General features: G+C 58.3%; 14 protein-coding genes and 1 tRNA gene. 4 read left to right on the top strand and 11 right to left on the bottom strand.

Annotation, left to right across the window (positions count from 1 at the left end; translation table 11 throughout):
* Positions 1-3: 3 nt before the first annotated feature.
* The 5 genes from iscU to trmJ form a co-directional block, all read right to left on the bottom strand.
* Complete coding sequence (iscU, locus tag ACM6HV_RS17025) at positions 4-390, bottom strand: Fe-S cluster assembly scaffold IscU (protein ID WP_414904819.1); 387 nt, start codon at positions 388-390, stop codon at positions 4-6.
* Positions 391-473: 83 nt separating this feature from the next.
* Positions 474-1,688 (bottom strand): IscS subfamily cysteine desulfurase, encoded by a 1,215-nt coding sequence (locus tag ACM6HV_RS17020; RefSeq protein ID WP_041071812.1) that lies wholly within the window; start codon positions 1,686-1,688, stop codon positions 474-476.
* Between the two features lie 47 nt (positions 1,689-1,735).
* The gene (gene iscR, locus ACM6HV_RS17015) at positions 1,736-2,227 is read right to left on the bottom strand and encodes a Fe-S cluster assembly transcriptional regulator IscR (RefSeq protein ID WP_003227911.1); all 492 of its coding nucleotides are present in this window, start codon (positions 2,225-2,227) and stop codon (positions 1,736-1,738) included.
* Between the two features lie 247 nt (positions 2,228-2,474).
* On the bottom strand, positions 2,475-3,251 hold the full coding sequence (cysE, locus tag ACM6HV_RS17010; RefSeq protein ID WP_145594833.1) for a serine O-acetyltransferase: 777 nt from the start codon (positions 3,249-3,251) through the stop codon (positions 2,475-2,477).
* Positions 3,252-3,254: 3 nt separating this feature from the next.
* On the bottom strand, positions 3,255-4,025 hold the full coding sequence (gene trmJ / locus ACM6HV_RS17005; RefSeq protein ID WP_027612138.1) for a tRNA (cytosine(32)/uridine(32)-2'-O)-methyltransferase TrmJ: 771 nt from the start codon (positions 4,023-4,025) through the stop codon (positions 3,255-3,257).
* A 145-nt stretch (positions 4,026-4,170) separates the two neighbouring features.
* Between trmJ and suhB the strand changes: the two genes are divergently transcribed.
* On the top strand, positions 4,171-4,989 hold the full coding sequence (gene suhB, locus ACM6HV_RS17000; RefSeq protein ID WP_007964419.1) for an inositol-phosphate phosphatase: 819 nt from the start codon (positions 4,171-4,173) through the stop codon (positions 4,987-4,989).
* 247 nt (positions 4,990-5,236) lie between these two features.
* Here suhB and ACM6HV_RS16995 read toward each other — a convergent pair whose 3' ends face one another.
* The 6 genes from ACM6HV_RS16995 to queA form a co-directional block, all read right to left on the bottom strand.
* Positions 5,237-5,785: a glycine zipper 2TM domain-containing protein gene (locus ACM6HV_RS16995; protein WP_041071808.1), complete on the bottom strand. Its 549-nt coding sequence runs from the start codon at positions 5,783-5,785 to the stop codon at positions 5,237-5,239.
* Positions 5,786-5,906: 121 nt separating this feature from the next.
* Positions 5,907-6,821, bottom strand: coding sequence for a protein translocase subunit SecF (gene secF, locus ACM6HV_RS16990; protein ID WP_086791704.1), 915 nt, complete (start codon positions 6,819-6,821; stop codon positions 5,907-5,909).
* A gap of 9 nt (positions 6,822-6,830) precedes the next feature.
* Positions 6,831-8,699 (bottom strand): protein translocase subunit SecD, encoded by a 1,869-nt coding sequence (gene secD / locus ACM6HV_RS16985; protein WP_041071804.1) that lies wholly within the window; start codon positions 8,697-8,699, stop codon positions 6,831-6,833.
* A gap of 64 nt (positions 8,700-8,763) precedes the next feature.
* Positions 8,764-9,099 carry a preprotein translocase subunit YajC gene (gene yajC / locus ACM6HV_RS16980; protein WP_007956696.1) on the bottom strand — a complete coding sequence of 112 codons (336 nt, stop codon included), beginning with the start codon at positions 9,097-9,099 and terminating at the stop codon, positions 8,764-8,766.
* Between the two features lie 43 nt (positions 9,100-9,142).
* Positions 9,143-10,258 (bottom strand): tRNA guanosine(34) transglycosylase Tgt, encoded by a 1,116-nt coding sequence (gene tgt / locus ACM6HV_RS16975; RefSeq protein ID WP_161794909.1) that lies wholly within the window; start codon positions 10,256-10,258, stop codon positions 9,143-9,145.
* Positions 10,259-10,272: 14 nt separating this feature from the next.
* Positions 10,273-11,337, bottom strand: a complete 1,065-nt coding sequence (queA, locus tag ACM6HV_RS16970) for a tRNA preQ1(34) S-adenosylmethionine ribosyltransferase-isomerase QueA (protein ID WP_007964414.1) — start codon at positions 11,335-11,337, stop codon at positions 10,273-10,275.
* 108 nt (positions 11,338-11,445) lie between these two features.
* Between queA and ACM6HV_RS16965 the strand changes: the two genes are divergently transcribed.
* From ACM6HV_RS16965 to ACM6HV_RS16955, 3 genes are all read left to right on the top strand, one after another.
* Positions 11,446-11,530, top strand: a tRNA-Leu gene (locus tag ACM6HV_RS16965).
* A 164-nt stretch (positions 11,531-11,694) separates the two neighbouring features.
* A complete protein-coding gene (locus ACM6HV_RS16960) occupies positions 11,695-12,936 on the top strand; it encodes a tyrosine-type recombinase/integrase (RefSeq protein WP_414904818.1) in 1,242 nt (413 codons plus the stop codon).
* 244 nt (positions 12,937-13,180) lie between these two features.
* Positions 13,181-14,101 (top strand): hypothetical protein, encoded by a 921-nt coding sequence (locus ACM6HV_RS16955; RefSeq protein WP_414904817.1) that lies wholly within the window; start codon positions 13,181-13,183, stop codon positions 14,099-14,101.
* Positions 14,102-14,145 lie beyond the last annotated feature (44 nt).

Here is a 14,145-nt window from a genome sequence, read left to right as displayed (position 1 = left end):
TGCTTAGATCAAGCCTTTCTTCTGCTTGTAATCGCGAACAGCCGCTTTGATAGCGTCTTCAGCGAGTACCGAGCAGTGGATTTTCACTGGCGGCAGGGCCAGTTCTTCGGCCAGCTGAGTGTTCTTGATGGTCTCGGCTTCGTCCAGCGTCTTGCCCTTCATCCACTCGGTGGCCAGGGAGCTGGAAGCGATTGCCGAACCGCAGCCGTAGGTCTTGAACTTGGCGTCTTCGATAACGCCCTGATCGTTGACCTTGATCTGCAGACGCATCACGTCGCCGCACGCCGGAGCGCCGACCATGCCGGTGCCGACATCCGGATCTTTCGCGTTCATCTTGCCGACGTTGCGCGGGTTTTCGTAGTGGTCGATGACCTTTTCACTGTAAGCCATGGTGCTTAATCCTCACTCATCAGAGAGTCGCTCTTTAAACCCTGCAACCTTGGGCCGCAGGGTCGGTTCGCGGCGACTTGAAATCAGTGTGCCGCCCACTCGATTTTCGAAATGTCGACACCGTCTTTGTACATGTCCCACAGCGGCGACAGGGCGCGCAGCTTGGTAACGGCCTCGCAGACTTTCTGCGCGGCATAGTCGATTTCTTCTTCGGTGGTGAAACGGCCGAAGGTGAAACGGATCGAGCTGTGTGCCAGTTCGTCGTTGCGGCCCAGGGCGCGCAGAACGTACGAAGGCTCAAGGGACGCCGAGGTGCAGGCCGAACCGGACGATACCGCCAGATCCTTGAGCGCCATGATCAGCGACTCGCCTTCAACGTAGTTGAAGCTCAGGTTCAGGTTGTGCGGAACGCGGGCGGTCAGGCTGCCGTTGACGTACAGCTCTTCCAGATGTTCGACCTGCTTGTAGAAGCGGTCGCTCAGGGCTTTGATGCGCACGTTTTCGGCAGCCATGTCTTCCTTGGCTACACGGAACGCTTCGCCCATGCCGACGATCTGGTGGGTCGCCAGGGTGCCGGAACGCATGCCACGCTCATGACCACCGCCGTGCATGGTCGCTTCGATGCGCACACGCGGCTTGCGGCTGACGTACAGCGCGCCGATGCCTTTAGGGCCGTAGGTTTTGTGGGCGGAGAACGACATCATGTCGACTTTCAGCTTCTGCAGGTCGATCTCGACCTTGCCGGTGGACTGAGCCGCGTCGACGTGGAACAGGACGCCCTTCGAACGAAGCAGTTCGCCAATGGCAGCGATGTCGTTGATGGTGCCGATTTCGTTGTTCACGTGCATCACCGACACCAGAATGGTGTCTTCGCGCAGTGCCGCTTCGATCATCGCCGGAGTGATCAGACCGTCTTCGGTCGGCTCGAGGTAGGTGACTTCGAAACCTTCACGCTCCAGTTGGCGCATGGTGTCGAGAACAGCCTTGTGCTCGATCTTGCTGGTGATCAGGTGCTTGCCCTTGGAAGCGTAGAAATGTGCCGCACCCTTGATAGCCAGGTTATCGGACTCGGTAGCGCCAGAGGTCCAGACGATTTCACGCGGGTCGGCGTTGACCAGATCGGCCACCTGACGACGGGCGTTTTCGACGGACTCTTCAGCTTTCCAGCCGAACACGTGGGAACGGGACGCCGGATTACCGAAGTTTCCGTCGACCAGCAGGCATTCACTCATCTTTTGCGCAACGCGCGGATCGACCGGGGTGGTCGCAGAGTAATCAAGGTAAATCGGCAATTTCATGGACTATCTCCTAAATCAGGGCTGGCGTTCCGCTAGCTCTTCGGCTGTCATTCGACGGCGGACGCTTCAATCTTGTCCAGGCGTGGCGCCTTGCTGTTGCAACGGCGCTGGTCCTGACGCTGGGCTACCTCTTGCACCTCACGGCGAGTTACAAGATCAGCCAAGCTGATACCACTTAGAAATTCGTGAATCTGCAGGCTCAGGTCGCACCACAGGTGATGGGTCAGGCAGGTGTCGCCGGAATGGCAATCGCCTTGGCCCTGGCACTTGGTAGCATCAACCGATTCGTTGACCGCATCGATCACCTGCGCCACCTGGATGCCCTGCATGTCGCGCGACAGCTGATAGCCACCGCCAGGACCGCGAACACTGGAAACCAGGTTACTGCGGCGCAGCTTGGCGAAAAGCTGTTCGAGATAGGACAGGGAGATGCCTTGGCGCTCGGAGATATCGGCCAGGGACACCGGCCCGTGCTGCGCGTGCAACGCCAGGTCAAGCATGGCGGTCACGGCGTATCGGCCTTTTGTAGTCAGTCGCATGGACAATTACCACGGAGTTCGGAATTGGCGGGAGTATGCAATTCCCGAGCATTTAAGTCAACTATAAGACCTAGTGCTTTAGTCGGGTTTACCCGCAAAAGAGCGCGCGCATGATAGCAGGGTCTGCGGCTTAATGGCACACCGGTTGCCGCATGCCTGTGTAGGAGCTGCCGAAGGCTGCGATCTTTTGATTTGCTGTTAATCAGATCAAAAGATCGCAGCCTTCGGCAGCTCCTACATAGACGTGTCAGCCCGCTTTGGATTCGTCCTTGCCTTTGACGCAGGCAAAATCTTCTTCGCGCAGCTCGGGCAGATCTTTCGCACAGTAATTACTGCCCAGATCCTTCAGCGCGCCGCACATGCCCTCCAGTCGTCCGTCCACCGCTTGCAGGTGATCGAGCAACTGACCAATGGCACGCGCCACCGGGTCAGGCATGTCCTCGCTGACGCCATAGGCGTCAAAACCGATCTTCTCCGCCATCGCCTTACGCTTGGCGTCCTGCTCTTCATCGGTTTTGACGATGATCCGCCCCGGAATCCCCACCACCGTGGCGCCCGGCGGCACTTCCTTGGTGACCACTGCATTGGAGCCGACTTTCGCGCCAGCCCCTACCGTGAACGGCCCGAGCACTTTGGCGCCGGCGCCCACTACAACGCCGTCACCCAGCGTCGGGTGGCGCTTGCCCTTGTTCCAGCTGGTGCCACCGAGGGTCACGCCCTGATAAATGGTCACGTCATCGCCGATCTCGGCGGTTTCACCGATGACGATGCCCATGCCGTGATCAATAAAGAAGCGCCGACCGACCTTGGCCCCCGGATGAATCTCGATCCCGGTCAGCCAGCGCCCGAAGTTCGACACCAGTCGCGCCAGCCATTTCAGCTCGTGGCGCCACAGCATCCCGGCCAGCCGATGAATCCAGATCGCATGCATGCCGGGGTAGCAGGTCAGGACTTCAAAAGCGTTACGCGCCGCCGGGTCTCGATGGAATACGCTCTGGATATCTTCACGCAAACGCTCAAACATCATTCAGTCCTTCCGCTTAAGAAGCTCACCACGGGCCGCTTTCTGGGTTTCCGTGAGGATGCCACGCAAAATATTCATTTCCGCCCGGCTGACCGAGCTGCGTCCGTACAACCGGCGCAGGCGCGCCATCAAGTGCCGCGGCTTTTCCGGATCAAGAAACTCGATGGCAACCAGCGTCTGCTCCAGATGCTCATAAAAGCGCTCCAGCTCATCCATCGTCGCGAGCTCGGCACTTTTCACCGAGGCCACTTCTTCTTTCTCGATCTTGGTCGGCTGCCCTTGAGCGGCCAGCCAGGCCATGCGCACTTCGTAGCTCAACACCTGCACCGCCGCCCCGAGGTTCAACGAGCTGAACTCAGGATCGGAGGGGATGTGTACGTGAAAGTGACATCGCTGCAGCTCCTCGTTGGTCAGGCCGGAGTCTTCACGACCGAACACCAACGCGATCTGCGCACCCTGCCCGGCCTCCTCGACCACTTTGCTCCCGCATTCGCGTGGATCGAGCAGCGGCCAGGGAATGCGCCGGTCACGGGCGCTGGTGCCGAGCACCAGATTGCAGCCGACCAGGGCATCTTCCAAGGTGGCGACGACCTGCGCATTTTCAAGGATGTCACCGGCACCGGAAGCTCGTGCATCGGCTTCGTGATGCGGAAACAGGCGCGGCTCGACCAGCACCAGCCGCGACAGACCCATGTTTTTCATGGCGCGCGCGGCCCCGCCGATGTTGCCGGGGTGGCTGGTATTGACCAGGACGACACGAATGTTCTGCAGCAAGGGAGGCGCTCTCGGACACAGGAAAGGGGTGCAAATCTTACAGAACAGCCTACCGTTAAGCTATGAAAGCGAACAGCGACCTTCACCTGAAGAAAAGTTCTGATAGAATGCGCGGCTTTCTTTAACAACCTTAGGTGACACATCCATGCAGCCCATGCTGAATATCGCGCTGCGCGCCGCCCGCAGCGCCAGTGAACTGATCTTCCGCTCCATCGAGCGCCTGGATACCATCAAGGTCGACGAAAAAGACGCCAAGGATTATGTATCCGAGGTCGATCGCGCCGCCGAACAGAAAATCATCGATGCTCTGCGCAAGGCTTACCCGAATCACTCGATCCAGGGTGAAGAGACCGGCATGCACGTCGGTAACGGCATCGAAGGCGAAGAGTACCTGTGGATCATCGATCCACTGGACGGCACCACCAACTTCCTGCGCGGCATTCCTCACTTTGCTGTCAGCATTGCCTGCAAATACCGTGGTCGCCTGGAACACGCTGTGGTTCTGGATCCGGTTCGCCAGGAAGAATTCACCGCCAGCCGTGGTCGCGGCGCTCAACTGAACGGTCGTCGTCTGCGCGTCAGCGGTCGCACCAGCCTCGAAGGCGCCCTGCTGGGCACTGGCTTCCCGTTCCGTGACGACCAGATGGACAACCTCGACAACTACCTGGGCATGTTCCGTGCCTTGGTTGGCCAGACTGCCGGTATCCGCCGCGCCGGTTCCGCCAGCCTGGACCTGGCCTACGTGGCTGCCGGTCGTTTCGATGCGTTCTGGGAATCGGGCCTGTCCGAGTGGGACATGGCTGCAGGCGCCCTGCTGATTCAAGAAGCCGGCGGCCTGGTGAGCGACTTCACCGGCGGTCACGATTTCCTTGAAAAAGGCCACATCGTTGCCGGCAACACCAAATGCTTCAAGGCAGTACTGACGGCGATCCAGCCGCACCTGCCGGCTTCGCTGAAGCGCTAAGCTTCCTGCGAAACGCAAAAAGCACCCTTCGGGGTGCTTTTTTTGTGCCTGTAACTTGATCTTCAGATCACCAAAATCTTCATGTGGGAGCGAGCCTGCTCGCGAATGCGGTGTTTCAACCGACATCAACGTTGATTGTCAGAATGCATTCGCGAGCAGGCTCGCTCCCACAAAGGGGCACGGCGCGGCCAAAAATTGCGAGCACAAAAAAGCACCCCGCAGGGTGCTTCTTGTTAAACAGTAGTGCTTACTGACCCGGCTGATTCTGCGACAGAATCAACTTGCCTTCCTTGTCGACCGGAATCTGGTTGCCCGGATCACGATCCATCCGCACTTTGCCTTCCTTGCCATCCAGCGAATAACGCACGTCGTAACCGACGACCTTGTCGCTGATGTCATTCACCGTGTTACAGCGAGTCTGGGTGGTGGTGTAGGTGTCACGGTTCTGCATGCCTTCCTGCACCTTGTTACCGGCATAACCACCGCCGACCGCGCCAGCAACCGTCGCAATCTTCTTGCCGGTACCGCCGCCGATCTGGTTACCCAGCAAACCACCCGCTACCGCACCAATCGCGGTACCGAGGATCTGGTGTTGATCCTTGACCGGCGCCTGGCGGGTTACAGCAACATCCTTGCACACTTCACGTGGAGTCTTGATCTGTGTTTTGACCGGTTCTACAGCCAGTACTTGCGCATACTCAGGGCCGCTTTTAACCAGGCTGTAGGTGGCAACAGCACCCCCGGCAGTCACACCGACAGCACCCAATACCGCACCAACCAGCAACGACTTGTTCACATGAACCTCCTGACCATCACATGCGGGACGCGCCCGCGCTTCTCCCAGCCTTGGAGCATAAAAAAAGGCGCGAGTTCAACTCGCGCCTTTTCTGGGCTGACAGCCGGAGAAAGGATGGCCGTTATGGACGGTCGTCGACTTCCTTCTCGGTATTGGCCGGAGGAATCAGATCCTCGGTGCTCAGGTTCAGCCAGATCAGCACCACGTTCGCGATGTAGATCGACGAGTAGGTACCCGCCAGCACACCGATGAACAAGGCGATGGAGAAGCCGAACAGGTTATCGCCACCGAAGAACAGCAGCGCAGCGATCGCCAGCAAGGTGGAGATCGACGTTGCCATGGTCCGCAGCAGGGTCTGAGTGGTCGAGATGTTGATGTTCTCGATCAGCGAAGCCTTGCGCAGCACACGGAAGTTCTCGCGAACCCGGTCGAATACCACAATGGTGTCGTTCAGCGAGTAACCGATGATCGCCAGTACCGCCGCCAGCACCGTCAGGTCGAAGGTGATCTGGAAAAACGACAGGATACCGATGGTCACGATCACGTCGTGGATCAGCGAAACGATGGCGCCGACCGCGAATTTCCACTGAAAGCGGAAAGCCAGGTAGATCAGGATGCCGCCGAGCGCCAGCAGCATGCCGAGGCCGCCCTGGTCGCGCAGTTCTTCACCGACCTGCGGGCCGACGAACTCGACGCGCTTGACCGTCGCCGGGTTGTCGCCGCCGACTTTCTGCAACGCGTCTGCTACCTGATGGCCCAGCTGCGGGTCTTCACCCGGCATGCGCACCAGCAGGTCGGTGGTCGCACCGAAGTTCTGCACGATGGCTTCGTGGTAACCCGAAGTCGCCAACTGCTCACGCACTTTGGTGACGTCAGCCGGACGCTCGTAGGTCAGCTCGATGAGCGTACCGCCGGTGAAGTCCAGGCCCCAGTTCATGCCCTTGTGGACGACGCTGAAAATAGCCAGCAACGTGAGAAACACTGTGACGCCGAACGCGAAGTTGCGAACGCCCATGAAGTTGATTGTACGTAACATGGCAGCCCCTTAAATCCACAACTTCTTGAAGTCACGTCCGCCAAAGATCAGGTTGACCATTGCGCGGGTCACCATGATGGCCGTGAACATCGAGGTAAAGATCCCGAGGGACATGGTCACTGCGAAACCCTTCACCGGGCCGGTGCCCATGGCGAAGAGGATGCCGCCGACCAGCAGAGTGGTCAGGTTGGCGTCGAGAATCGCAGTGAATGCCCGGCCGAAGCCTTCGTTGATTGCACGCTGCACGGTCATGCCGGCGGCGATCTCTTCACGGATCCGCGAGAAGATCAGCACGTTGGCGTCGACCGCCATACCCATGGTCAAGACGATACCGGCGATACCCGGCAGGGTCAGCGTTGCCCCCAGCAGCGACATCAGCGCCAGCAGCAGCACCATGTTCACCGCCAGCGCAACGGTGGCGATCAGGCCGAAGAAGCGGTAGATGGCGATGATGAACAGCGAGACGAACAGCATGCCCCACAGCGACGCATCAATACCTTTGGTGATGTTGTCAGCACCCAGGCTCGGGCCGATTGTGCGCTCTTCAGCGAAGTACATCGGAGCGGCCAGACCACCGGCACGCAGCAACAGCGCCAGTTCGGACGATTCGCCCTGGCCGTTCAGGCCGGTGATACGGAACTGCGCACCCAGCGGCGACTGAATGGTCGCCAGGCTGATGATCTTCTTCTCTTCCTTGAAGGTCTGTACTGGCACGTCTTTCTCGACGCCGTCGACAACCTGCTTGGTGTAAGTGGTCACCGGACGCTGTTCGATGAAGATCACCGCCATGCTGCGACCGACGTTCGAACGGGTCGCGCGGCTCATCAGCTCGCCACCGTGACCGTCCAGACGAATGTTCACTTCAGGCGTGCCGTGCTCGCCGAAACCGGCCTTGGCGTCAGTCACCTGGTCACCGGTGATGATCAGGCCACGCTCGATCTGCGCAGGAGGACGCTTGCCCTCACGGAACTCGAAGGTTTCGGAAGTGGCTTTCGAAGCACCCGGCTCTGCAGCCAGACGGAACTCGAGGTTGGCGGTCTTGCCGAGAATACGCTTGGCTTCGGCAGTGTCCTGCACGCCCGGCAGCTCAACCACGATGCGGTTGGCGCCCTGACGCTGAACGATCGGTTCGGCAACACCCAGCTCGTTGACGCGGTTACGTACCGTGGTCAAGTTCTGCTTGATGGAGTATTCACGGATTTCCGCCAGCTTGGCCGGGGTCATCGCCAGACGCAGCACCGGTTGACCGTTGAGGTCGGCCGGAACAATGTCGAAATCGTTGAAGTTCTTGCGGATCAGCGCACGGGCCTGTTCGCGGGAGTCAGCATCGCTGAAGCCCAGCTGAATGGCGCCGCCCAGTTGCGGCAGGCTGCGATAGCGCAGTTTTTCTTTGCGCAGCAGGCTCTTGACGTCGCCTTCGTAGACTTTCAGGCGGGCGTCGAGGGCTTTGTCCATGTCCACTTCCAGCAGGAAGTGCACACCACCGGACAAGTCCAGACCCAGCTTCATCGGGTGCGCGCCGAGGTTGCGCAGCCATTGCGGGGTGGTCTGTGCCAGGTTCAATGCGACGACGTAGTCATCACCCAATGCCTTGCGCACAACGTCTTTGGCCGGCAGCTGGTCTTCAGCCTTGGTCAGACGGATCAGGCCGCCCTTGCCGTTGGCGGCCAGCGAAGCTGCCTTGACGTTGATCCCGGATTCACGCAGCGCGGTGCTGACGCGATCCAGATCGGCCTGATTGACCTGCAGAGCCGTGCTGGCGCCGCTGATCTGAATGGCCGGGTCATCGGGGTATAGATTGGGAGCGGAATAAATCAGACCGATCGCCAGCACCGCCAGGATCAGAATGTATTTCCACAGAGGATATTTGTTCAGCATCACGCCGCCCGTTATGAACGCGGGGCGCCTTGCGCGCCCCGTCGATTGAGTAGAAGTTGGAACCTTAGATCGCTTTCAGCGTGCCTTTTGGCAGCGTGGCGGCGATGGCGCCCTTCTGGAACTTCATTTCCACGGTGTCGGAAACTTCCAGAACCACGAAGTCATCGGCCACTTTGGTGATCTTGCCGGCAATGCCGCCGGTGGTGACCACTTCGTCGCCCTTCTGCAGGCTGCTCAGCAGGTTCTTCTGCTCTTTGGCGCGCTTGGCCTGTGGACGCCAGATCATCAGGTAAAAGATGACCAGGAAGCCGACCAGGAAAATCCACTCGAAGCCGCCGCCCATAGGCGCAGCAGCCGGTGCAGCCGCGTCAGCCATGGCATTAGAGATAAAAAAGCTCATTTAGCACTCCAGTTGCAAATGTTGAATCTTGGGGTCAGAAAACTCAGTCCAAAGGCGGAACGGGGAGCCCGCGTTTGGCGTAGAAGGCATCGACAAAGGCGGCCAATGTACCCTGTTGAATAGCCTCGCGCAAACCAGCCATCAGCACCTGATAATGGCGCAAGTTATGGATGGTATTGAGCATGCTGCCGAGCATTTCGCCGCACTTGTCCAGGTGATGCAGATAAGCGCGGGAGAAGTTCTGGCAGGTATAGCAATCGCAGGTCGGATCCAGCGGCGAATCATCATGGCGATGGAACGCGTTACGGATCTTCAGCACGCCTGTATCAATGAACAGATGCCCATTGCGGGCATTACGGGTTGGCATCACGCAATCGAACATGTCCACACCGCGGCGCACACCCTCAACCAGATCTTCCGGTTTGCCAACGCCCATAAGGTAACGAGGTTTGTCAGCGGGCATCATGCCCGGCAGATAATCCAGCACCTTGATCATCTCGTGCTTGGGCTCGCCCACCGACAGACCGCCGATGGCCAGGCCGTCAAAGCCGATCTTGTCCAGCCCTTCCAGCGAGCGCATGCGCAGATCCTGATGCATGCCGCCCTGAACGATACCGAACAGCGCCGCGGTGTTGTCGCCATGCGCATTTTTCGAGCGCTGGGCCCAACGCAGCGACAGCTCCATCGATACGCGAGCGACATCTTCGTCGGCCGGGTACGGCGTGCATTCGTCGAAGATCATCACGATGTCGGAACCGAGATCGCGCTGCACCTGCATCGATTCTTCCGGGCCCATGAACACTTTCGAGCCGTCGACCGGGGAGGCGAAGGTCACACCCTCCTCCTTGATCTTGCGCATCGCGCCCAGGCTGAACACCTGGAAACCGCCGGAGTCGGTGAGGATCGGGCCTTTCCACTGCATGAAATCGTGCAGGTCGCCGTGCTCCTTGATCACCTCGGTGCCCGGGCGCAGCCACAGGTGGAAGGTGTTGCCCAGAATGATTTCCGCGCCGGTGGCGACGATGTCACGCGGCAACATGCCCTTGACCGTGCCGTAGGTGCCCACCGGCATGAAGGCCGGGGTCTCGACGGTGCCACGCGGGAAGGTCAGCCGACCACGACGAGCCTTGCCATCGGTGGCAAGCAGTTCAAAGGACATGCGACATTCGCGACTCATTCTGTTTCCTCTGGGCCTGTGTGTTCAGGGGCAGTCGGGGCGGGATTACGGGTGATGAACATCGCATCACCGTAGCTGAAAAAGCGGTACCCGTTGTCGACGGCGGCTTTATAGGCGGCCATGGTTTCGGGATAACCGGCGAACGCCGAAACCAGCATCAACAGCGTGGATTCCGGCAAATGGAAGTTGGTGACCAAGGCGTCGACCACATGGAACGGCCGGCCCGGGTAGATGAAGATGTCGGTGTCACCGCTGAACGGCTTGAGCACACCATCGCGCGCGGCACTTTCCAGCGAACGCACGCTGGTGGTGCCCACGGCAATCACCCGCCCGCCACGCTCACGGCACGCGGCAACGGCGTCGACCACGTCCTGGCCGACTTCCAGCCACTCGCTGTGCATGTGGTGATCTTCGATCTTGTCGACGCGTACCGGCTGGAACGTCCCCGCACCGACGTGCAGCGTGACGAACGCGGTCTCGACGCCTTTGGCGGCAATCGCCTCCATCAGCGGCTGATCGAAATGCAGCCCCGCCGTAGGCGCCGCCACTGCGCCGAGGCGCTGGGCGTACACGGTCTGATAGCGCTCGCGATCCGAACCTTCGTCCGGGCGGTCTATATAAGGAGGCAACGGCATGTGCCCGACGCGATCGAGCAGCGGCAGCACTTCTTCAGCGAAGCCCAGCTCGAACAACGCATCATGGCGCGCGAGCATCTCGGCTTCGCCACCGCCATCGATAAGGATCTTCGACCCCGGCTTCGGCGACTTGCTGGAGCGCACATGGGCCAGCACGCGGTGCGAATCGAGCACGCGTTCGATGAGGATTTCCAGCTTGCCGCCCGAGGCTTTCTGCCCGAACAACCGCGCCGGAATCACCCGGGTATTGTTGAATACCATCAAATCGCCCGGGCGCAAATGCTCAAGCAAATCAGTGAATTGACGGTGTGCAAGGGCGCCGCTCGGCCCATCAAGGGTCAGCAGGCGACTACCGCGACGCTCGGCCAGAGGGTGGCGGGCAATCAGCGAATCAGGAAGCTCGAAGGTAAAGTCAGCAACGCGCATGATGGGGTTCGTCTAGCAGGGCCGGAAAGTCTAGCGGAATTATCAAAAATTGACCATGAAACGTGATTGACCAACGGTAATCACCTCTCTATACTTCGCCGCCATTGAGCCCTGATGGCGGAATTGGTAGACGCGGCGGATTCAAAATCCGTTTTCGAAAGGAGTGGGAGTTCGAGTCTCCCTCGGGGCACCATATAGCAGTATCTGAGAGTCTCTACCAGCCTCTCAGACCCAAAGAAACCGGCCACTTGGCCGGTTTTTTTGTGCCTGCCTGACTACCCCTGTCTCCCCTTATCCGTTGTATCCCTGTATCCCTGCTTGTATCCTGAGAAAAATACCTAACTTTGGGATACAAGGATGAAGCGCGCAGACATCAAGCGCCGCCCTCTCGCTGACACGACACTTGCGGGATTGGAGCCGGAATCAAAGGAATACCGGGAGCTGGACGGAAACGGCCTCTACTTCAGGGTTAAACCTGATGGTGGTAAATCCTGGCAGCTCCGCTACAAGCGTCCGGCGGGCAATTGGGCTTGGATGGGGCTAGGGGGTTACCCGGAAGTGAGTGGTGCGTTGGCGCGGGACAAAGCTGCCGAACTACGCAAGGTAGTTAGCAGCGGGGCCGATCCTCTCGAACAGAAACGCTCTGCCAAAGCTGCCATTGACGCTGCTAGGACTAGGACCTTCCGAGCTGCTGCGGAAGCTTGGCTTAAGGCCAAAGAAGAAAAGGGCCTCGCTCCCTCCACTCTTAACAAAATCCGCACTTACCTCGATAAGGACATCCTCCCGGCATTGGGAGATAAGCCCCTCGACGAAATCACCCGTACCGACTGCGCAGACCTCCAGGCGTCCCTCGAAGCGCGAAACGCACACAACGTGGCGGAAAAGTGTCGCACCTGGATCAATCAGATCTTCGGCCGAGCCATCGGCTTAGGGCTCACCGAAAACGATCCGGGTAGTCGCCTCCGTGACATTGCAGCCCAAGCCCCCAAGACTCAGCAGCATCCACACCTGCTGGAACCTGAGCTGGCTGAATTCCTCCACGCACTCAAAAACACACCAAGCAGACTGACAGCCCGCACCGCCGCTTGGCTTTGTGTCTGGACAGCATCGCGCCCTGGCATGGTCCGCTTGGCTGAGTGGAAAGAGTTCGACCTTGAGAAAGCTATTTGGACGACACCCGCTGCCAAGATGAAGATGCGTCGGGATTTTGTATGCCCCCTTCCCCATCAAGCTGTTACCGCTCTGAAGGATCTGCACTGCTTAACAGGACGGAGTCGCTGGCTTTTCCCCGGCGTAGGAGCCAAGAACCCAACTATTAGTGAAAACACAATCAACAAAGTATTTGCAACCATCGGCTACAAGGGTCGCCTTGTTGGACACGGTACTCGGCACACCGCAAGCACGTTGCTTCGAGAACATGGCTGGCCGAAGGAGCATGTTGAAGCGCAGCTGGCTCATAAAGAGGAAGGCATCTCAGGGGTATACAACAAGGCCCAATACCTTGAGCAACGCGTAACGATGATGCAGTGGTATGCCGATCATCTTGATGGACTCGCAGCTGGCAATGTAGTGCAAGCCCAGTTTGGAAAGGCGGTATGAGATCACTTACCCAGACTATCTCTAAAACAGGTGTAACGGGTGTTACTCGTGTAACGATCCAACCCAACATGTTGAAAACATTAGACTTTCTTAAAGTTACACCGGATCCGAGCTCGACAAACTCCGCGTGTAACGCTGCTGACGTGTGTAACCGTCAACGAACCACAAGCCCCCTGCTGGCAGCTGTTTTGCCAGATACACCTCGCTGGGGCAGTACGCACAGTACGGGGCGAGGGGTATCTTAATGAACAGGAATCTTGGCACCGAAGCTTTAGAGCTTGAGATTGCCGGGGTAGACGTTGGCTGCCTGCTTTGGGATCTTGATGAGGTCGAACTCGCTGTCCGTGAGTTGGCGCTATACAGCCAATTCTCCGAGCACTTCCGTGATGCGTTTACCTGCATCCACAATGCAACATCTTTCTGGCTCGAGGACGGCCAATACGCTGACTGTGCTGAATCAGCGACAAAGACAATGTTTCGACTTCGCGACCCTATTGAAGAGCATTTCTACTTTTCCGAACCAACCTCACTGCCCAGAGTCGTTCGCCGCTTCCTTGGCATTGATCATCCCGCAAGCGACACGCAACTCGTAGCGACCTATGCGCTTATTCAAGCTGTGCAGGCGGTTGAAGTCCTTGCGAACTGGCTATTCGATCTAGAACGCTCCCTCTACGATCTGGATCTAGATCTGGTGGAGCAGATCAGACAGACCGACCCCAAACAATACCTCCTCCTCATTCAGAGAGAACGAAAGCGAAAGAGCGACTTCGAAATCGAGGCACGAGAGGAGTTTGCTGATTTCAATGGCGAGGCCTCCAAGATTTTGATGCTTGCTTCACTTTATCAACAAGCGGACTGGGCTGACATTTCGCGCAATGACTTTAGCGCATCAGGTTTTCTGCGAAGAGCGCTGGAAAAGGCTTTTGCCGCAAAAGCGTCGGAAAAGGGCAAAGCGGCCGGAAAGGCTAACGCCAAGCCAGGCACAATCAAACAAGAGAACACCAAGAAGCTTTTTGACGACATAAGCAAAGCGGCAAAAAGCCAAATCTCTTCCAACCCCAACATAACGGAAACTGAATTAGTCAAAGCGCTAGTCGACCTGGGCAAGGCATCAGCCCCGACCGTTAGAAAATACCTGAGAAAAGGTAAATTTCTCCCTAGATAAAATTTCGCTGTACCGACGAAAAGCAAACCATGTTTGCTTTTTTT

The sequence above is a fragment of the Pseudomonas sp. IT-P260 genome (genome assembly GCF_949768395.1).
GTDB lineage: Bacteria > Pseudomonadota > Gammaproteobacteria > Pseudomonadales > Pseudomonadaceae > Aquipseudomonas > Aquipseudomonas parakoreensis.
Note: the sequence above shows the minus strand (reverse complement) of the source record. Positions and strands in the feature narration are given on the sequence as shown.